General features: G+C 58.2%; 14 protein-coding genes. 10 read left to right on the top strand and 4 right to left on the bottom strand.

Features of this window, described 5'->3' with window-relative positions:
- From OPC11_RS21200 to OPC11_RS21175, 6 genes are read left to right on the top strand one after another with little or no spacing between them, the layout of a single operon-like run.
- A complete protein-coding gene (locus OPC11_RS21200; RefSeq protein ID WP_264783308.1) occupies positions 1-1,062 on the top strand; it encodes a hypothetical protein in 1,062 nt (353 codons plus the stop codon).
- 6 nt (positions 1,063-1,068) lie between these two features.
- Positions 1,069-2,190, top strand: a complete 1,122-nt coding sequence (locus tag OPC11_RS21195; protein WP_058827481.1) for a hypothetical protein — start codon at positions 1,069-1,071, stop codon at positions 2,188-2,190.
- Positions 2,174-4,390, top strand: a complete 2,217-nt coding sequence (locus tag OPC11_RS21190) for a transferase (protein ID WP_306421041.1) — start codon at positions 2,174-2,176, stop codon at positions 4,388-4,390. The genes OPC11_RS21195 and OPC11_RS21190 overlap by 17 nt, the downstream gene beginning before the upstream one ends.
- Positions 4,356-8,195 carry an ATP-binding protein gene (locus OPC11_RS21185; protein WP_264783350.1) on the top strand — a complete coding sequence of 1,280 codons (3,840 nt, stop codon included), beginning with the start codon at positions 4,356-4,358 and terminating at the stop codon, positions 8,193-8,195. Before OPC11_RS21190 ends, OPC11_RS21185 begins: the two co-directional genes overlap by 35 nt.
- Positions 8,192-9,076, top strand: a complete 885-nt coding sequence (locus tag OPC11_RS21180) for a DNA primase (protein ID WP_264783305.1) — start codon at positions 8,192-8,194, stop codon at positions 9,074-9,076. Before OPC11_RS21185 ends, OPC11_RS21180 begins: the two co-directional genes overlap by 4 nt.
- Positions 9,073-10,584, top strand: coding sequence for a primase-associated protein (locus OPC11_RS21175; RefSeq protein WP_264783304.1), 1,512 nt, complete (start codon positions 9,073-9,075; stop codon positions 10,582-10,584). Before OPC11_RS21180 ends, OPC11_RS21175 begins: the two co-directional genes overlap by 4 nt.
- Positions 10,585-10,666: 82 nt before the next feature.
- Here OPC11_RS21175 and OPC11_RS21170 read toward each other — a convergent pair whose 3' ends face one another.
- Positions 10,667-11,365 (bottom strand): helix-hairpin-helix domain-containing protein, encoded by a 699-nt coding sequence (locus OPC11_RS21170; protein WP_264783303.1) that lies wholly within the window; start codon positions 11,363-11,365, stop codon positions 10,667-10,669.
- Between the two features lie 60 nt (positions 11,366-11,425).
- Complete coding sequence (locus OPC11_RS21165) at positions 11,426-11,869, bottom strand: hypothetical protein (protein ID WP_264783302.1); 444 nt, start codon at positions 11,867-11,869, stop codon at positions 11,426-11,428.
- A 1,218-nt stretch (positions 11,870-13,087) separates the two neighbouring features.
- Here OPC11_RS21165 and OPC11_RS21160 point away from each other — a divergent pair.
- The 3 genes from OPC11_RS21160 to OPC11_RS21150 all read left to right on the top strand — a co-directional run bounded on the left by OPC11_RS21160 (position 13,088) and on the right by OPC11_RS21150 (position 15,768).
- The gene (locus tag OPC11_RS21160) at positions 13,088-13,588 is read left to right on the top strand and encodes a hypothetical protein (protein WP_264783301.1); all 501 of its coding nucleotides are present in this window, start codon (positions 13,088-13,090) and stop codon (positions 13,586-13,588) included.
- Between the two features lie 123 nt (positions 13,589-13,711).
- Positions 13,712-14,002 carry a hypothetical protein gene (locus tag OPC11_RS21155; RefSeq protein WP_264783300.1) on the top strand — a complete coding sequence of 97 codons (291 nt, stop codon included), beginning with the start codon at positions 13,712-13,714 and terminating at the stop codon, positions 14,000-14,002.
- A gap of 548 nt (positions 14,003-14,550) precedes the next feature.
- A complete protein-coding gene (locus tag OPC11_RS21150) occupies positions 14,551-15,768 on the top strand; it encodes a hypothetical protein (protein WP_264783299.1) in 1,218 nt (405 codons plus the stop codon).
- Positions 15,769-16,041: 273 nt separating this feature from the next.
- Here OPC11_RS21150 and OPC11_RS21145 read toward each other — a convergent pair whose 3' ends face one another.
- Together OPC11_RS21145 and OPC11_RS21140 are read right to left on the bottom strand one after the other, a co-directional pair.
- Positions 16,042-16,854 (bottom strand): DUF6036 family nucleotidyltransferase, encoded by an 813-nt coding sequence (locus tag OPC11_RS21145; protein ID WP_264783298.1) that lies wholly within the window; start codon positions 16,852-16,854, stop codon positions 16,042-16,044.
- Positions 16,851-17,774, bottom strand: coding sequence for a helix-turn-helix domain-containing protein (locus OPC11_RS21140; protein WP_264783349.1), 924 nt, complete (start codon positions 17,772-17,774; stop codon positions 16,851-16,853). Before OPC11_RS21140 ends, OPC11_RS21145 begins: the two co-directional genes overlap by 4 nt.
- Before the next feature lie 637 nt (positions 17,775-18,411).
- Between OPC11_RS21140 and OPC11_RS21135 the strand changes: the two genes are divergently transcribed.
- Complete coding sequence (locus tag OPC11_RS21135; RefSeq protein WP_264783297.1) at positions 18,412-19,308, top strand: DNA-binding protein; 897 nt, start codon at positions 18,412-18,414, stop codon at positions 19,306-19,308.
- Positions 19,309-19,406: the final 98 nt, after the last annotated feature.

Here is a 19,406-nt window from a genome sequence, read left to right as displayed (position 1 = left end):
ATGGTTGATCTAATCGACGTCGTCCTCGAGGGGTTCAAAGAGGTCGTCAACTGGTTGATCGGCCTCTTCATGGAGGGTCTGCAGACCGGATATAATACCCTCACGGAGGAAATGTTTGGAACCCCGACACCACAAACGGATGGGACGTTTGTATTTGGGACACCCTCCAATGCTCCGTGGCCTGCGATACAAGACGCCCTAGTTGGTGGTGAGATTATGCTAATCTCGTTACTCCTGTTGCTGATGTGTGTTCAAGGACGGCACACAATCCGAATTTTCAACATTGGAAGCGCATACGAAGCGAGGCGGACGAAGAAAACCGCCTGGGTCGGAGCCTTCCTCATCATTACGTGGTACTGGGTCAGTATTCTGTGCCTCTACATCGTTGATGGGTTCACAATTGCTCTGATGCCGAGCCTCAGCTCGTTAGGAGATGCGATGCTCAATTTCTTAGAAGTCTCTTTGAGCAATCCAGCACTTGCCTTCGTCTTTGCTCTGGTTGGTGGACTCTCGATGTGGGCACTTGAGGCCCTCTACTACATTCGAGAAATCCTCCTCTACGTGTACGTGTATGGAATGCCGATAGCGTTCGCCCTGGGTTATGGGAATCTCCCCGTCCTCTCCGATATCTCGATGGGATTCATCAAGCGGTTCGTGCCGCTCGCAGTCCTTCCCCTCCCCGCAGCAGTAGTCTTCAAAGGATACGATCTACTCTACTCCGAAGGCGCGCTTGCCCCCGGTAGCGCATTTCTGAAATACCTCGTAGCCGCGTCGCTACCACTGATCGCTCTCTATCTCACTTGGAAGACGTTCAAGTACGCGACTCCGCTGACTGCAAAGGTCGTCGGAGGCGCGACGAAAGGGGCGGCACTCATCGGTGGAGTCGCAGCGGGTGCGTACGTCGGTGGCGCTGGCGTCGCGACGACCGCGGCCCGTTGGGGACCAAAGGCAGCTGCTGGTCACGCTGTCGCGCAGAAAGCCGCAGCTCGAGGAGAGAGTAGTGACGAAGAGAACAGTACGCCGTCGTACCGGCGGACCGAGAACGACCCTGGAATCTACTAAGTACCCATGTCGATGGATCAAGACGCAGCCGCACGGCGCATCATGGACCAGTTCGGCGAAGAGAGTCGAATCCCCTACCTCAACATCGAGGAGGGAGACGTTGGCGTGCTCATCGCCTTCCCGATTATCGGGCTGTTCGTCGCTGGTCTCACCGGAATCGAATCGCTCGCCCTCCCGTTCGTCGCAGGAGGATTCGGGTTTGGCGTTGCCGTCATCTACGTCTCTCCCGACCACCTGAACGCGTGGACGTGGACGAAGGACGTCTATCGCTACGCCAAGCGTCCGCGAGTCACGTTCAGTGCTCCAGAAGAACCCGATACTACCACGAACGAGACAGAGCGAAACGAGGGCGGGCTCGCGAACTACACGCCGTTCAAACCGGACGAGCGAACGCAGGACCTCACGAACGTCAAGCGGGCGTGGCCCGGTGCTGGAGCAATCCAGCGGGCAGACGGAACGATGGAAGCGTTCATCGAGATCGACCCGGGGAACATGGATTTCGCCATGTCCGACGACTGGGCACAGCTCCAGGAGGCCGGGGAAGAGTTCGCCAACAAGGAGCTCGACTCGAAGCTCAAGCTCCACGCGACAACCCGCTCATTTCCGGTGGAACAGATCACCGAGACGATTGAGGAACGGCTCAACGACGAGGACGTCAAGCAGAACCCGATCTTCCGGGAACTCCTCGAGGAGTACCGCGAGACGCGTCCCAAGGAGATGCGTGACCGAGGTATCCAGCAGGTCCGCTACTACATCGGCGTCGAGGTCACGCCCCTCGAAGTCTATGACAGATACCGAGACGAAGGGACACCTGCCGAGAAACTGACACAGTTCCCCGTCATCGGGTTCCTGTTCAACCCGTTCGTGACCCGCCGTGAGGACCTCACGGATGTCGAGCGGCGGGCGCAGATGTTCGAGAAGCTGGACAGCCGCGTCAACGACGTTCGCGCCGAGTTCATCCAGCAGGCCTCTGGCTGGTCTGCTCGTCGGCTCAGTACGGTCGAACTGTTCGTCCTGAATATGGACTTCTGGAACGGGAGAGAGCACGACTACGATGAAGCAGAGCGTGTTGTTCGCGAGCAACCGATAATCGGCCATTCGCGCCGGGAGGATGAGACCAATGCGTAACGTCGTCCTGCAGGCGGGTGGCGGGCCCCTCACCCAGCTCACAGAGTGGCTGCTGAACCCAACGTCGCCCGAAGGTGCGGCGATTTACCTCCTGTTGGTTGTGGTCCTCGGAGTCGTCGGGAAACTCCTCTGGGACCGCCACACCGCCGACGAGGAACCCGAAGTCGACTTCTCGGACGTCCTCGACGAGGAGACGCTCGAAGAGGGGCACGCAGAGGGACAGCTCCTCGACGACATCTCCGAGTCTCACAAGACGGTGACCGCGCCGGCAGCCATCGAGTGGGAGACACGAGCTGCACGTGTTGGCGAGCAGTGGACGACGACGCTGTACATCGCTGACTACGCCGACTACCCGAACGACGGGTATCTGAGCGACCTCTTCGAGTTGACCGACGTCGAGTTCGACCTCACAGCGCACATCACCCCGAAGAACCAGCAGCGGGCACGGAACGAACTGCAGGACATCGCTGACGACCTCCAGGTTGACGCGGATCTGGAACAGAGTGTCCGCAGTGCGTACCTCCAAGAGCGAGCGAACGAAGCCGCTGCGACATACAAGGCCGTCGAGAGTGGTGCGAACGTCTTCGACCAAGGGATGTTCGTCACGGTTCGCGCCGACGACAAGGACGATCTCAGGGACTCAGTCCAGAAGGTCAAGAGCGCCCTTCGCGACGATCCGGCAAACCTCACGCCGAAGACTGCGATCTGTCGGCAGGACCTCGCGCTGCAGTCGGCCGCACCCATCGGAGACAACGTATTCGGGCGCGAGTCCATCGCCCTCGGTGGGGCCGTCGGCGCACTCCTTTCGTCGCCGCATAACGCGACCATCCTCGAAGAGGGCGGGGTCGAGTTCGGGATCCACAAGGATAACCAGAGCCCCGTCGTCATCGACCCGTTCGCCCGTGACAACGGGTACGCGATGTTCACCGTCGGCGATACTGGGTCTGGGAAGTCGTTCGGCTCGAAGCAGAACTTCATCCGCTCTATCGAGCAGAGTAAGGACCGCATCGGCATCATCCTCGAACCGCTCAACAACTGGGCAGGCGTCTCCGAAGCACTCGGAGCCAAACGCATCACGGTCGGTGGGACGCTCGGGCTGAATCCTCTGGAGATTCGCCAGACGCCCGACCACGTCCAGCGGGCGATGGGCGAGGACGCGAGCCCGTTCAACGAGAAGCTCGACGACGCCATGAGCTTCCTGACGAACTTCTTCGCACTGCGTGGTATCTCACTCGGTGACCGCCGGACAACGCTCGAACTCGGCCTCAAACGCGCCTACAAGCGCAACGACATCACCGACGATATCTCGACGCACAGCAATCCCAGTCCGACCATCCGAGACATGATGGACGTCTTCGAGGACATGGTCGACGACCCCGAGTCGTTCGTGGTTCGGTCCGACGAGGAGGCCGGGAAGATCCGCGAAGACGCGACGTGGCTTCTCGACCAGCTTCGTCCCTTCGAGGATGAGGGTCGCCACGCCAATCTCGGGAAGTCTTCGGAGTTCGACATCCGTGACGAGAAGGTCATCTACCTCGACCTTGCACAACAGGAGGGCAGCGTCGACAGCAGCACGGCGCTGACGATGCAGTTGCTCATCTCGCTCGTGTACGAGCGGGCGAAGGAGACTGACAAGGAGGTCGTGTTCGTCATCGACGAGGCGCGGTACATCATGCAAGACGCCGCGAGTCTGGCGTTCCTCGAGACGGTGTTCCGCCATCACCGCCACCACGACCTCTCGATTCGTCTCGTCACGCAGACCGTCGACGAGTTCTTCGAACACGCTGAATCCGAGGCCATCCTCGATCAGTGTGCCGTCAAGCAGTTCCATCGCCTGGACGGGATGGACGACCAGTGGGCCGACGAGTTCGGGCTGAATTACGCCCAGATGCGCTACGTGCAGGACGCGGTCCCCGGGAACGAGGATGCTGGCTTCTCCGAGGCGCTCGTCGGCGTCGACGGTGAGTGGCGTGGCATCAAGGTCGAGGCGATGCCCAAAGAGAAGCAAGTCATCGACTTCGACCCGACCGAGCAGGTACGGTCTTCACTCCCCGGCGCTGGCGAGGAGGCGGTCGATACGGACGTACAGCAGTTCCGTGAGGAGCTGGAACAGCAGGCCACGAACGGACAGTCGAAAGAAGCCGAACCCGCCTCTGCGAAACCTGATGGCGGGGCGATGGAGGGGGAGGACGATGCGTGAATATCTCCGAGTCACGCCGACATCCGAGGAGCTTGAACCCGAGGGAATTCCTCGAGTCCTCGAAAGCCTGCACAAACTGACGACGGCAGAGTCGACGGGACTCGCGCAGAAGCTGAACCCACTCCACAGTAAGACACCGCCGAGGTTCGAGTTTCTCGCATTGAGTGAGGGAGCGGACGACCCTGTCGAGTTCTTCTACGGCGTCGACGAGCATCGCGATACACTGGAAAAACGGCTCCGTTCGATCTACCCCGAGACGTTCGACATCGAGCGTGTCGACGTCGACGTCGCCGCTCGGCTCATCCAACCAGTCGAGTTCACACGAGCCGAGTTCATCGAACACTACGAAGCAGGGCATCTGCAGTACGAATTCAGCCCCGACGAGCAGTACGAACTTGACAGTGAGGACCGTGACCAAGACCAAGCGGCGGCGACTGAAGCCTCCCCGTTTGCAGATGGAGGTGACACGGTCGATGCATCCCCTGGTCACTTCGTCGAGGTCGGTGAGACCGCCCTCAAGCTCGCACCACCGAGCACAATTCCGGACGAGAAGCCACTGACGACGCTCGAAAAGCCAACCGAGACTGCGGAGGGAACGATTCTCGCTCGGCCCACCACCGACGCCGTCTCGCCAGTTGGCGTGCGGTGGTCCGGTTCAGCCGCCCGGAAGAAAGACTGGATGACGTCGTTGACGCCCTTCGCCGCAGGCGACGGCGACGACGGGTTAGTGGCTGTCGACCAGCCCGGTGCGACACTGGCGTCACTAGTGGACCACCTGATGGAGGCAGCCTCACCCGTGGCGTTTCAGGTCGTGTTCCAGCGACGGGCAAGCTGGCAGTCCGACGCAGAGGTCAGAAAAGAGGATCTCATCGACGGACGGGATACCTTCTTCCAGGAGGTCGTGGGCTCTTTCCTCGAGGTCGAAGACCAGCGGAGCGATCACGACGAGAAACAGCTCAGCGAGTCAGTCGCCAAGCGCATCGAGTACATCGACGCGAAGAATCCCAAGCGGTCGTACACTGCCAACATCAGGGCAATCGGTGTTCCGACCGACGACGAATCGCACGACGAACTCGCGGCCCAGATGAACTCACTTCGTCCCGTGTTCGACCCGGTTGACGGTTCCTATTACGAAGTCGAGGGAGAACGACTCCGTGCTGGTGGCTTCCGAGAAAAGACGAAGGAGAAGAACGCACGGACTGCCCTCCGGCGGCTACTTGACCGAGAAATTACGACCGGGCGAGGCAAGACTCGGCCTGATTTCGTCCTCAGTGGAACGGAGCTCGCGAATTTCGTCTTGGTTCCTTCCTCCGAGCAACTCACAGTAGAAGGTACACGCGGAACCCGCGCTGAACAGCAAAGCCGAAACCCGCTTCCGTGGCCCAATCCGGACCTGATTCAGCAGTTTCAGGAAGGGATGGCGATTGGATATGCGCTCGATGAGAACGGAGCTCCCCAACCGGACCCGATTCGGATTCCGCCCAAGCTCCTGACGACGCACTACGGCCGGTTCGCATCGACCGGCGGTGGGAAATCGAAGGCAATCATCAACGATGCGCTCTCCCTCCGTGAGACGACCGGCGGCCCCGTCGTGGTCGTCGATCCGAAAGGCGACGGCATGTGTGCCAACTACCTTCGCTGTCACTACGACCGCTTCAACGGGTTGGACGACGTCTACCAGTTCCGCGTCCCGGAGACTGTCCCCGCGTTCTCCTTCTTCGACATCCGGCCTGCGCTCGAAGCCGGGCGAAACCGCGAGGACGCGATTCAGGATAAGGTCGACCACTTCCACGACATCCTGCGGATGATCATGGGCCGCGAGCAGTACGGGCAGGCGTTCGTCGCGAACGAAATCCTCAGCTACCTCATCAAGGCCCTCTTCGACGAGGAGTACGGGAGCGACGTCTTCGGGCTGGACGATCTCTTCGCGGCAGCCCTCCGGATGCAGCGAGAGCGGACTGTCCCGCCGGTTTCGGCGGCCAACAGGAACGTCGAGGAGTCGCTCACACGGCACTTCGCGAAGGACGACCACCGGTTCCAGGTGTCGATGGACGCCGTCGGGAACCGCCTCGATAAGCTCAGAGAGGATGCACACCTGCGACGGATCTTCAGCCACGTTCCGGAGCAGGACGAGACCGGAGAGTACGTCGACAACCGATTCGACTTCCGCGAGTTCCTCGACGAAGACGCCACGATTCTGTTCGACTTGGGAGACCTCCGTCCGGAGGCACAGCGAGCGATCACACTCCTCCTGTTGAGTAACCTTTGGGACGCAGTGCAGGTGCGTCGACGTGACGGGAAGACGGACTACGAGAATCTCACCAACCTCATCATCGAGGAGGCAGCCCCCGTCGCATCAACGAAACTCGTTTCCGAGCAGTTGCTTCCACAGGGTCGGTCGTTCGGTCTGAGCATGGGACTGGTGATGCAGTTCCCCGGGCAGGTTCGAAATCGGAGCGAACGCGCCTACGACGAGGTCCTCAACAACATCAAGACGAAGCTCATCGGGAACATCTCCATCGAGCGCGACCTCGCTAAGTCGCTGGCCCACGAAGACTTGAGCCCGACCGACCTCAGAAATCGAATCAACACGCTCCCCAGCGGGGAGTGGATCGCGCAACTCCCGAGTCCGTCATTCGGGGAGACGGGGCCGGCCCCGTTCTCGGTGAAGCCGCTCCCGATAGCAGCCGGCCATCCAGAGAGCGACGAGCCGCTCTCTGTCGAACAAGAAGACCACTTCGAGACCGTGGCCCTCCCACGGCTTTCGGAGCGAACACAGGCCCAGTATGGGCTTGCTGAGACCACCGAATCGGAGACAGCCAAAGACGAGGGCTGGGGAAGTAGACCGAACGACGAAGGTTCGACATCCGCAGACTCGACTAGCCCTACGGACTCGACGCAGTCGTCGTTCATCGGACAGGCAACCAGTGGTTCGGCGGCCGCTGAAGAGGAAGAAAGAGACGCGGACACCACCACCTCGCTATTTGGAGATTCCAGGGCAACTGAGCCGGAAGAACCAGTCAGTGAAGAAGCGGAGACAGCTGTCGAAGAGAATGGGTCGTCACCAGTACAGGCAGGTGGTGTAACCGTTCCAGATGACGAACTCCAGCGGCGCGGACTCACGCACGACGACGTCCGATTCCTAACCCGCATCCTCGACGTGATGAATGGTGACGCACCAAATCACAGACTCTTGGATTCAATGAGTTCGTTCAAGAGCGACTTTGAGGATCTGGATGTGCAACGGCTCGTCGAGCAAGACCTGCTGGAGGAAGGACGAGCGTGCGGTCGGAAGTACTACACCGTCCTCCCGGCAGGGCGTGAACTCCTCGGTCAGAAGCTCAAGGTTGGCCCTGGTCAGGGAGATGTCGGTGAGAAGACGCCGCACAAGGTCGGTGTGAAGCTGCTCGAACTGTGGTTAGACTCCCGCGACGACGTCGCACAGGTCAAGCCGTACTACGAGTATGATGAAGAGACGGTGTTCGACGTTGTTGGTCTCGATGCTGACGGGGAACTCGTGTGGGTCGGTGAAGCCGAACTCGCGAGTAACAACAAACACGCGCCGGTCGACGACTACGACAAGCAGAGCACGGTGGACGCGAACGCTGTCTGGGCGTTCAACAGACGCGAAACGGCCGTCGAGGTGTTGGACCGCCTCGCAGAGGCCGACCGGATAGAAAGCAGCGTGAGCGGGCGTGCAGCCCGCTCGTTCTCGGACATTCGAGAGGCCGTTGAATCGTTCGATGCAGCTGGGCTGACGACGATTCGGAGCTTCAACAAACTCGACCAGGAGTACAACACATGAGTTGGCGACAGGCGACCCGCGAGGAGATCTACAGGTACTACACAGAAGAGTTCCCCTCGTACGTCGACGAACTCCCGTCGTTCATCACCGCGAAGGGGCCGAAACAGTACGCACTCGCATTTCAGGAGCCACACCCGGTACGGAAAGACGGAGTCCCAGACAAGGACTTCATCCGACGAGATACGTGGCAGACGAACGTCTCAGGTGACCGGACCACGGCAGCGTTCCACGACGTCGACGACGTCCTCGAGTTCATTCGCCATCCAGCACGGAACGATCCACTTGGGCGGAGCGACTTCGCACTCGCCGATCCGGATCTGCTCGACAAGCCAGACCCGCGTCCTGACGCGGTCTACTACGCCCTCGATCACTGGGAACGACCGTGGGTGCTCCTCATCGATATCGACGCGAAAACGATAGCCCGAGAGCGAGCAACACGAGCGGTCTCGGATGAGGATGCTACGGAAGACAGCGAAGAACTGCTCGATTCCGCGGGTATTCTCGACGCAGAGCCAGCAGGTTACCCGTATGCCTTCGAGGATATCGAACGGGCCATCGAGTACGGCTTTGAGGTGCGAGATATTTTCGAGGACGACTTCAGCGCCGAGGAGACGATGGTAGTGTACAGCGGCCAGGGCGTTCACATCTACCTCCTTGACAGCGATCCAGCCCATCGGTACGACGCCAAGAGTCGAGAAGTCCTAAACGACCTTCTGCAAGACACCTACGAGATTCCCATCGACCCAGTGGTTACCGCCGATCGGCGTCGGGTCGCCCGGCTCCCCTACTCGTTGCACGCTGACGTCTGTAGTATCGTCACGCCCATCGAGAGCCCGAACTTCGACGTCCGGTCTGCGACACCGGAGGTGGTTAAGGAATGACTCAGTCGACGCCTGTCGAGGACGAGCGTGCCGCCTATCGCGTTGCGACGCTCCCGCTCGAATACGGCACGAGCCGCGTCAACCAGCTGTTCACGCGGGGCTACAATCGCTACATCGTCGACGGCGAAGAGCAACCAGAAGATTTGTTGAATGATCTCGAGCGATTCGGGACGGCGGCGTTCAAAGAAGACGTCAGGGCCAACGCCGCAGAGGAACCCTTCGTCGACGAACCCGGAACGCTCGCCGTTCTTGCGACGTTGAGTGCTATCTGCGTCAAGGCACACCCGAAGTTCGAACACGCCCCACCGCGAAAGGTGCAGGTCCTCTACGATATTCGCGAGCTCTACGTCAACAATCTCGCCTCTCTCCTTCGAGAATTCGGTGATGGGAGTCTCCAACAGGATATCGCAGAGGTGCTGTACGCGAAAGACCCCGGAGAGGACGGACCACACCCCGGTCGCGTTTGTACAGGGATCAAAGAGATGCCCGAGTTCGGTGACGGATTGTATCTCGAAATCCCGATGGCCGCAGCATCGAGGAAGTGCCTCGTTCACGCCGAAACTGAGACCGGAGAAGCCGGGGAACTGCTCACTCGCGTCGAGAACAACTGCCTCTATGTGCCCGTCGGTGATTTCGACACGAAGTATCGCGAGTACGCCAGACGTGCGTTCAAGAAGCTCCTGCGGGTCCAGGAGGAGAACCTCTCCGAAGACCAGCTGACGTGGCTAACGACGAATGAGTCGGCCATCACAGAGCGTATCGACCGCTTCATCGAGACGGGACACCACGAACGAATCTGGCGAGATTGGAACCCCGGAGAACGGACCATCCGTGTGCTCAGAGACGCGATTCGAGACGCTCCAGACGAGGTCGTCTCACTGGGGGAGTTCCACTCGGCGAAGGAGCTGTTTGAAGCAGTGGAGGCGTACGATCCGGAAGCGAGCTGGAAGCGAGACGTGTGTAATCGCATCTCGAGTCCTCGGAGTCTCGGAAACCTTCTCGCATCCCAGCGCGACCACCGGAGCCTGACCATTCGAGAGCACGGAAATACGAACCACTATCGGATTCAGGAGTCTTCGCGTGGCGTCCAGCCCCTCGACGTCGAGTCAATTGAGGACCTGTTCGAGCTTCCCTGTATGGCGAATATGGCCGAACGTCTCCACGAGAAGAAGCCAGTCCGAAAGGACCTGTACAACTTTGCCCGGATGGTGATGTGGCTGCCCCAGTACCAGGACAGCGACCTCGAGACGATTGTCGCAGACCTCAAGGATGTCTTCTCGCGGTGGACCTGGTACGACGAACAAGTCACTGATTACCAGATTCGCTATGAGTTCTCGAATACCATTAGGGGCGACACCCCGCTTCCGATGAACTGTGACAACGACGATATGCAGCGGTACTGCATCGGCCAGGAGCAGTGCCCCCACTCGATCTGGGGGAGCCTTCCCTTCCCGGATGAAATGTATGACCAACTGGATGAAGACGGTTCTACGGGAGAGGAATTCTAGCTCGGGAGGATGCCGCTTTTGATGACATTGTCTTCCTGTTCAAGGAAGAAGCGTGGCGCCAGGCTGTCCATCGTGCGAGGCACTATTCAAATATCACCTTCATGTCCTCGCCGAGATCGTCGTGCCACTGCTTTCCGACGACGTCTTCCAGCGTTGATTCTTTCCAGAGTTCGTAGAGTTGTTGGTGATTCTTGGTTTCGTGTTCTAACAGGAGGTACTCTGCCGTTCGTTCACTGACGCCAGTAAACTCGGTCAAGTCTTGCTCAAACACAATCGGGTGAGTTTCCATCCAGCCCACCGCGTACCCGACCGCCTCCTCGACAGAGTCCATTTTAGCCTTCAGCACACGCTCTTCTTTCTTGCTCTGCTGCGGATTGTGTTCTCCCGCAGGCGGGAGAATACCACGAACCTCGTAAGTTCGCGGCTGGTCACCACCGCGCGTTGGAACCGCTTTGATGACGACGGAGTAATCCGATGGCGATGTCCACGAGATACGGTCTGGGGTATGGCGGCGGATGCTCCACCCTTCAACCTCTTCGACCACATCCGCTTCGGTAAGATCTGGCGGCGACTCGACCTCCGCGCCGGACTGAAATCCAACGGGAGTAGCCTGTTCACGTGCGGTCTCGATGAGTTGTTCCGCTTGTGCTTCACCGATTCCAAGTGTATTCGTCAGTTCACCCGGACTAGAGACTGCGACCTTCATTGGGTCGTCAAAGCCACAATCCTCAAGCTTACGGCGTAAATCACTCGACGAGGTTAGGCCGCCGATGTTTGACATGATTCGGCGTACCGAACACGGACATATCGTCTTTTCGGACAGTCAACGTGTTTCGCGTCTCTACACAACTTTCAGGGTGGTATCGGTTGGACGGTAGACTTCGCCTTTATTCTGCAGCGATTCGATGGTAGACGACGCCCTCTCCTTATTCATCTCAAATCGGTCCCGCATCACCAACAGCACATCTTGCTCAGGTGCTCCAGCGGCATCGGGATACTGCTCACCGACGCGTTTGATGACGTCCTTGATTTTCTCTGGAGTAGCTGGCTCATCCTCGTCGGCCGCGTCGTCTATCTCGATCGGGTTGCCAAGGTTGCTCTTGGCGTAGGGGTTTGGATTCTGTGGCTTCCCCCGCTCAAGCATATCCTCACAGAGGCTAACAATTCTATTTGCAGCGGGTGAGTCACCGTCTGAATACTGGTCACGCAGATGTTCGACGTACGACTCCCAATCCAAACCGCTCACATCCTCCCACTCCCACGGCATCAGAATGTCGAGGAACATATGTCCTCGCCGATGACGATGTTCGTCACATACCGGGACTAAGTTGGTGGGATCACCAGACCCTCCGTATCGTGGGGGAACTATCCGATGAACTGCATCAGTGGACTTGTTGCAGGCAATACACTCTCCCTTATGCTGGTCGAAGACAGTTTCCCGCGCCTTGTCGGTGATTTCGTCGTATTCGTCATCTGGGACAACTTCGTATCCACGCGGTCGAACCCATTGCTCCTGAGACATAGAAAACCGTTCACCACATTCTGGACACCACTTTTGCCCACCTTCTCGCCACGATTTGCAATCTGGCCAAGACTGCTTCTGGCGGTCCCCGAGATCCAGCTCTTTCGGGCTTAGTAGATTACCGCAGTCACATTGGTAGTACTCATGTTCGGTTCGACGAAGGCCGTGACCTTCGGCGTTCAGTATGATGAAGACAAGATGGTCGTGGTGCCTCCCTCCAGACTGCTTGTACGTCCCAAGTAGCATCTATCATGAAGCTACAGTCCAGCACAGATTAATCATACTCCATATACAGGTTCAGAAATCCAATGGCCGAGGTCGATCAAGGTCGACGACAAGTTCCTCGCGTTCCAAGCAAGTTCGGAGCGGATCAAAAAGAAATCAGGCAAGGTGGGAGCGTACATACGCACACCAATCACCGGCCGTCTCATCGCTGAGAGTACTAAGCAAGTGAAGCCTCAAGGAGGACTGACGGTTGTCTTAGATCAGTCGATACATCGAGCTTTCGTCATCCATGGGAGAGTAACTACCAAAATTTCTATATTTTCATATAAGATCCGGTCGGGAGAGATTACACTTCCCGTCATGCTCTTCTCAGACCCTAAGACACCAATATTCGTCCGATTTGGGGTAAATTATCCACGAACTCCAGCAAACCAGCGTCGGCTGCTGTAATTCGCCGTTGGTGAGCGCGACCAAGATCTGGTTCTAATTCTCCCGAATTCGAGGGCTTCACCACCTCGTCAAGCACTATTACTCCGGATAACTGTGTCTTGGAGTCCGTCGAGGACATTATTGGTGCCTGAGAACAGCCCGACGAGCCTCTTGATAAATCTAAGCTAGTTTCAGTTCTCTGTGTACCTCCCAAATCATCCAAAGGAAGGCTAGGGTACACCGGTGCAAACGCCGCTGGCTCTCTCCGGCCGAGGGGCCATCAAACAACGATTGTCTCTAACCAATATATCAGAATTCACTCACTATATGATAACGCGATCCGCGGTTGAGTTTGTCGCCCCCGAGAGGGGCGAGGGGGCTGTTGTAGGCACCCACTCAACAACCATGTCATCCGAACACGAGCAACAGCAATCACGACTCTCTAGCGAGCAGGCTGAGCAACCGAGCGAAGAACCGTGGACAGATCTCGAACTAACGCTCCCGCACGGCAGAAGTCCGACTGGCATCGTCTCATTCGTCGAGTGCGCACTCGTCGAACTCACCCACGAAGACGTCGGAGCCGAGTTCGTCTCAACGAGCGTAGCGGGCACGAAGCGGACACAGTTCATTGCCGTCGACGACGTCGGCGAGCAATTCCAGAAGCGGTATTTCGACGAGCGTCTCGGCTGGCACGAAACGACAGTCAGCCGTGAAGCGGTTCGTGAGGAGTTGGTCAACCGGCTCTCGCGGTCGTCGTTGAATCGAACCATTGAGACGCCGAGCACTGACGCAGATACGTTCCGCGTGAAGCCCGTTCATCAGTTCTGAGCCCCCACGAGTTAACCAACGCAGAACCGCAGTCTTCCGCAGTGTTGGTTAACAGCGTGACAGCGAGTAGTTTGTCCGCGCCTGAGAGGCCGAGGCGCGTAGATTCGCGCCGACGTGATTCCCATGCCCGGTACAGACGCACTCGACGACGCATCAGCCGACCACGAACGGTTTGAAGCGGGACTCGTCGCACAGGATCAAGATGCTGCCCGCGTCTCGGTAGCGGATATTGACGAGAGGAGAGCCCATTCTCTGGTCAATGACCTCGTCGACGACGACGTCGTCGCTCCCATCCCCGACGAACGAATCCTCGTCCACGAGCCAAGCGACAAGGCATTCGACTCGATACTCCAACTCGCGGTCTTCCATCGAGGCTGGACCGCCGCTCGCGACACCGACGAGGGAGGAGAGTAATGCAACAGACACTTGCTGGCTGTGCCTTCTGCGATGCGGTTCCCGGTACAGACGTGGGAGAGGCACATACCTGGGGAAAAGACGAACGAGTTACACACCCGATCTGCGTCGACTGCGCGATCCAGTCGAATCCCGATCCCGACGAGCGTGACCATTACGCCTGTGATAGTTGTGGTCTCGTCGTCGATGCGCTTGCAGCCCTCACACAGTTCCGTGTCGAACTCGGCCATCTGGAAGGCCCACTACAGCTGTGTGCGAGATGTAGTCCTGGCGGCCCCGCAACGTACTGGACTCGCGACCTAGACGACCATCTAATTAGTGAGTCGTCGTAGTCGGTCGGGAAGTGGTGTAGACCGCTCTGCTGAAACCCTCAGTTACGGATATGTTTTTGCCGTCGTTCTGAATACATCGCGCGAGGGGTCAATAGAGCCGTCTTAGATCATCGCAGTTGGATCGGTTAGTGCAGGGATTTGACTAATCAGCGGTATCGGCTAGCAGTTCATTGCGTGGGAAAGTACCAATATGTTGGACCAGTGAATATCTCGGTGATGGCAAGGAATCGAAGTGCTCTATTCTGTGATTACAATTTCCTCGACCTGAAAAGAGAGAAGCAGGAAGAGATGAAGGACGAGATTTCATCCCTTACCTCGGAAGAGTTGGATGAGAACAGTACGGACTCTCTAGCGATAATTTTCTCTTCAAAATATACTCCTTCTCATATCGAACTTCACGACGTTATCAAAAAGGACGGAGGACAGGTTGAGAAAGAAGTACAAAACCGAACTGGGATTCCAACCCCTGGTCGAGGCACACCGACTAGGAAATACGAGAGGCTGGAGGTAAAGTTCCAGTTTGACGGGGATAAGAAACTATTCCGCTACAAGCCTAGCAGCTACAATTTCAGCCCTCCATTGTACGACAATCTCGGAAAGAGCGAGGTTGTGAGATACTTTGATTTCCGGACGCAGAACCGGGATGCAGAAGAGGTGAGAGAGGAACTTCACTCTGATATCGAGGATTGGAAGGATGATGTCCGCTCATGGGTTGAGAACCTCAATTCCGACATCAGGCAGATGCGGGAGAAATCTGAAAACAAAGCTCGTTCGGCGATTGAAAGGCGTCGAGGCGAGGTTGAAACCAAGACAAAGGTTATGGAGGATCTTGGTGTCGATACAGGTGGTTCTGGAAGTCAGGGGTTCGTAGTCCCTGAGAAGAAGCGGAGTATTGAGTTTCCGAAACTTGAGGACAGCAGTTCTCGGGATATTGTTCCAGACAATCATTATCTGGAGATTCTCGGAATTATCGATGATCTGGGAGTGAATATCGAACGATCTGCTGAAAGGGTTCGAGATCTGGATGAGGAGTCCCTCCGTGATATTTTTCTCGCAGGGATCAATTCTCACTACGCCGGGATTGCACAGGGTGAGTCTTTCAACCGAAGTGGAAAGACTGATATTCTACTTCCGTACGAAAACCGGAATCTGTTCGTTGCAGAGTGCAAGTTCTGGTCTGGACAGGCTCAGTTCGTAGACGCTATGGACCAGCTCTTGGGGAATCTAACGGTTCGAGATTCGCATGCGTGTTTGATGATGTTCTCTAGGAGAGCGAGGTTCGACGAGATACGTGGAAAGGCGGAGAAGGCGACGAAGAGTCACAAGCAATTTGAGACAGAGTTACCGGGTTACGATGGTCACGACGTGCACCGATTCAACATCGACTCAGGTACACCAGTCAAGGTCGCTGTCAAAGTATTCAACATGAAATGATCGAGTGGGGGCAGGTGTGAGCTTTTTAGCCGTCCATAATTTCAGATGGCCATTTTAGCCGTCTATAATTTCAGATGGCCATTCAGACTGGATACGTATTCCGGACTCTCATCCGGGCGATACGCACACCTACCGAACGGCTGTTTCGACACAGATGGTCTGAAACGAACGATGCCTCGCCTGCAGCATACTCCCTCTATGTGTCACGCACTTCTTGTCATGGTTTGACAGTTTCAGCAGATCCTCACGGCCTCACTTCCTCGCCCCTCGCGGTCAGATCGCCGTTGAGCGACGTTCTATGCGCCCATCGGTCACCGCGACGGCGTCTTTCTCTTCTAGCCGCCTCACAATCTCCTGTACGTCTGCTGCAGACCAGTCGAGCTCCTGTTGCAGGTCAGCCACCGATTTCGGTTCGTCAAGCGCGTGCAGCACTTCGAGCTCCTCGTAGACGCGCTCAGTGATCTCCGCCACGGGGTCGTGCAACGGTGTCGTCACGTTGTGTTGGTCGGTGAGGTCAGTCAGCGCTTCGTTGATGTACGTCACGAACAGCTCTTGGTCCAAGAGTTCGACCTGCGTCTCAAGTTCCGTTTCGACGACGTCGAACTCGAGGCCAGTCTGCATCAACGAGAACATATCCTCGATATCGTCCACCCGACCGGCAACCGCTTTGAACAGGAAGATGTCTTCTGGACTCACGAGTTCGACCACGAGATTTCCCGGGTCAAGATAGCGTTCGCTCCGCTCACGAATGCCTGGAGACAGAATCAGTTTGCCAATCACCTGCTGGTTGAAGATGTCGATACGACACCCGTCATCGTTCTCGAGGATGCGCTGGGCACCGAGTTCTTCGTACTCTTCGTCCGGCTCCCGGACGATATCGTACCCCAATTCGAGGAGCACCGCTTGTAGCTGACTCAGATCGTCGCCGGAGGAGACGATGAGGTCGATATCTTTGGTCGTCTCTTTGAGTCCGCGAAACGCCATCGACCCACCGCCAATCAAGAAGACGGTGAGTGGATTGTCCAGCTGCTGGCCGATGCGCTCGAGTTCCGACCGGATGTATGAACTATCGAATCGCGCCCTCATAGCGCCACCTCGTACTCCTCAGCGAGTTCCAGGAAGTCCTCCCACTCGGGGAGTCGGGACGTCCGCTGGGCACCGCTGGTGTCGAGATACGTGTAGAGGTTGTCGACGACGTCGTCGACGCCGTACTTGGTGGCTTGGGCTCGGAGTTCGTCGCGGTCGATGTCGACGTGACTGAGCAAGAGTAGACAGTATGACTGCATTCGTGCGCCCGAATCGATTACGAGCATGTGGCAGCACAATGTCTCCGGCGAGAGCTCGCTCGTCGCTTCCGAATAGAGGTAGTATCGACGATCACGTGCCAACAGCGGGAGACCGTATCGCTGGAACTGGTCTGGGCCTGTCGGAATGAAGTGTTCGTCGGCGATCTCAGTCGTCGTCTGTACAAGGAACTCGTCGAGGGATTCCCAGAGAATCGTGTAGGTGTCCATCTGTTCTTCGACAGTCTGGCGGTGGGCGTGATGGGCAAGCTCACGAGCGACTGCACTCAGCGGTTCGAAGCCGTCGTTTAGTGCGTACGCCCCGTCGTCGGTTTGGTAGACGAGTCCGCGATGCTGAAGCGGGGCAAGTGTACGGTGGACGGTGCTTCGGTGGACGTCGGCGCGGCGTGCGAGTTCGGTCGCGGTCCGTGGGATGTCGAGATAGTAGCACACACGGAGGGCTGCCCCTGACAACAGCTCCGGCCAGTCGATGTGTGAATACTCCTGTGTGAGGTCCGTGAGTAACTCGAGGGCCTTTGCGTCCGACAGTCGAATCCGCTTTGTTTTCCCCTGTCGACGTGTCTCGACGAGGCCAGTCGTTTCGAGCCGCTCGACGAGTTCTGAGGTGTAACTGAGACTCCGATCGAGATTCGTCGCGAGTTCAGAGACCGTCTGCTCACCGTGGAGGGCTGTAAGGGCGCGAACCTCACCTTCTGTGAGCATCCTGTTGCATACTAGCGAACCAATATATAAATCGCTTCGGTATTTTGCAACGCAGAGCTGACTCTGTCGAGGACGTAGGCACAACAGATGAAAGCCCTCGGCCGCTCGGCATCCCGCGACCACCGCTGCGCTCCTCGTGCCTGCGGTGCTTGCGGGGCCGGGGGACGACCGAGACGGCCTCGCCCTTTCTGAGTCCGCCAGGATGTCGGCTGGGCTACTGAGCGTCGAGAGTGGCTGAACGATGTTTCTCTACGGCCCGCCCCGCTCGCCGCTGCCGCCCTCCGCGTCGCTCGCGACCGACCATTCCGGGCATGCGGGCGCTCTCCGCACCGCCCGCGCCCGTTCCGGGCTAAAGTGAATCTGGTCTCGACGCCAGCGGGTAACCGCGGGGGGTTGCGCGGCGTGGCTGCTCACCCCCCACGCTTACTCCGCTGGACGCTCGCTCCGGGCGGGTCGGCGCGCGGTGCTGGTTGGGTGGCCTCCCTATGGCGCGCTCTCGCTCGCGCCCCAGGGGGCGCTCGCGAAGGCGCGAGCGAGAGCGCGCAGATGGTTCTGTCGGTCGGTGTCGTCGGAAAACCGCGATGTAGCAGCATCGCGGTGTCGGGCGCTGAGCGCCTTCAGGTCTATGGTGAGACCAATGTCAAGTAACAACGCAACCAGTAATGTAGTTTCGGTCGATGAACAGGCATTCGAAAAAGCGGACGAAGCGGCGGTCGACGAAGACGGCTTCGAGGTCGTCGATGAGACGCCGGAGTTCCAGGCGACGGTGCAGATGGAGGTGCAGGCGAAGGTCGACGCGAACCACCCGGACGGGATGGTCGACACCAGCGACGAGCGGATTTACGGTGCGACCCTCGAACAGGAAGAGCGCATTCGGGCGCGAGAGGCAGAGTTGGAGCGCATCAGTGCCCAGGCAGAGCTGGGGACGCAGGATGGTCGGGAGAAGCGGACGCGAGACATCGCGGCGAAGCGGAGCGCTGAGCGGCGTGCAGAGTTCCAGAAGCGGGCGGCGAGCGTGAACCCGATGGTTGACCCGGAACGAGGCGATCCTCGTGCAGAACTCACGCAGGAGCAGTTGGCGGCGGTGAACAAGCAGTCGATGCGGCTGGCCGAAAAGCTGGATGGCTGGTCGCGAGCAGCGATTGGTCGGCGGCTGGGTGAAGCCGTGGTCGGTGGGAAAGACCTGATGAGTGCGGTCGTCGGGGTGTTCGAGGAGTTGCAGACGGCACCCGGGACGGTAGTTCCCATCGGGAAGCTCGAGGACGTCAATCGCAAAGAAGTGAGCATCGAGGGTCGTGTGACGCAGCTTTGGGAGCCGTCGAGTTCAGCCATTTCCCAAGTCGGCCTCATCGAAGACGACAGTGGGAAGACGAAATTCACCAGTTGGGTTGCGAGTGACCAACCGTGGATCGAGGAGGGCGAGCGCGTTCGCATTCACGGAGCGGCGAAGAACTGGTACAATGGGCGCGTCTCGGTAGCTCTGACCGGCTGGAGCACCGTGCATTTCCCTGAGCGCGGTCGGTGGTGGGAGTAGCCGTCGTCGCACCCTTCTTTTTTGCTACGTGCCAGACCGACCCAGGCCCCACCGCCCCACCCTCCGCTCCGTGCTCGCTTCGCTGCGCGCGCAGCCAC

The organism is Haladaptatus sp. T7 (assembly GCF_026008575.1).
GTDB lineage: Archaea > Halobacteriota > Halobacteria > Halobacteriales > Haladaptataceae > Haladaptatus > Haladaptatus paucihalophilus.
This window is presented reverse-complemented; position numbering and strand designations above follow the sequence as displayed.

Coding starts and splice junctions, on each gene's coding strand:
- OPC11_RS21200 (WP_264783308.1), top strand. CDS start 1: ATGGTTGATCTAATCGACGTCGTCCTCGAGGGGTTCAAAGAGGTCGTC.
- OPC11_RS21195 (WP_058827481.1), top strand. CDS start 1,069: ATGTCGATGGATCAAGACGCAGCCGCACGGCGCATCATGGACCAGTTC.
- OPC11_RS21190 (WP_306421041.1), top strand. CDS start 2,174: ATGAGACCAATGCGTAACGTCGTCCTGCAGGCGGGTGGCGGGCCCCTC.
- OPC11_RS21185 (WP_264783350.1), top strand. CDS start 4,356: ATGGCGGGGCGATGGAGGGGGAGGACGATGCGTGAATATCTCCGAGTC.
- OPC11_RS21180 (WP_264783305.1), top strand. CDS start 8,192: ATGAGTTGGCGACAGGCGACCCGCGAGGAGATCTACAGGTACTACACA.
- OPC11_RS21175 (WP_264783304.1), top strand. CDS start 9,073: ATGACTCAGTCGACGCCTGTCGAGGACGAGCGTGCCGCCTATCGCGTT.
- OPC11_RS21170 (WP_264783303.1), bottom strand. CDS start 11,365: ATGTCAAACATCGGCGGCCTAACCTCGTCGAGTGATTTACGCCGTAAG.
- OPC11_RS21165 (WP_264783302.1), bottom strand. CDS start 11,869: ATGTTCCTCGACATTCTGATGCCGTGGGAGTGGGAGGATGTGAGCGGT.
- OPC11_RS21160 (WP_264783301.1), top strand. CDS start 13,088: ATGATAACGCGATCCGCGGTTGAGTTTGTCGCCCCCGAGAGGGGCGAG.
- OPC11_RS21155 (WP_264783300.1), top strand. CDS start 13,712: ATGCCCGGTACAGACGCACTCGACGACGCATCAGCCGACCACGAACGG.
- OPC11_RS21150 (WP_264783299.1), top strand. CDS start 14,551: ATGGCAAGGAATCGAAGTGCTCTATTCTGTGATTACAATTTCCTCGAC.
- OPC11_RS21145 (WP_264783298.1), bottom strand. CDS start 16,854: ATGAGGGCGCGATTCGATAGTTCATACATCCGGTCGGAACTCGAGCGC.
- OPC11_RS21140 (WP_264783349.1), bottom strand. CDS start 17,774: ATGCTCACAGAAGGTGAGGTTCGCGCCCTTACAGCCCTCCACGGTGAG.
- OPC11_RS21135 (WP_264783297.1), top strand. CDS start 18,412: ATGTCAAGTAACAACGCAACCAGTAATGTAGTTTCGGTCGATGAACAG.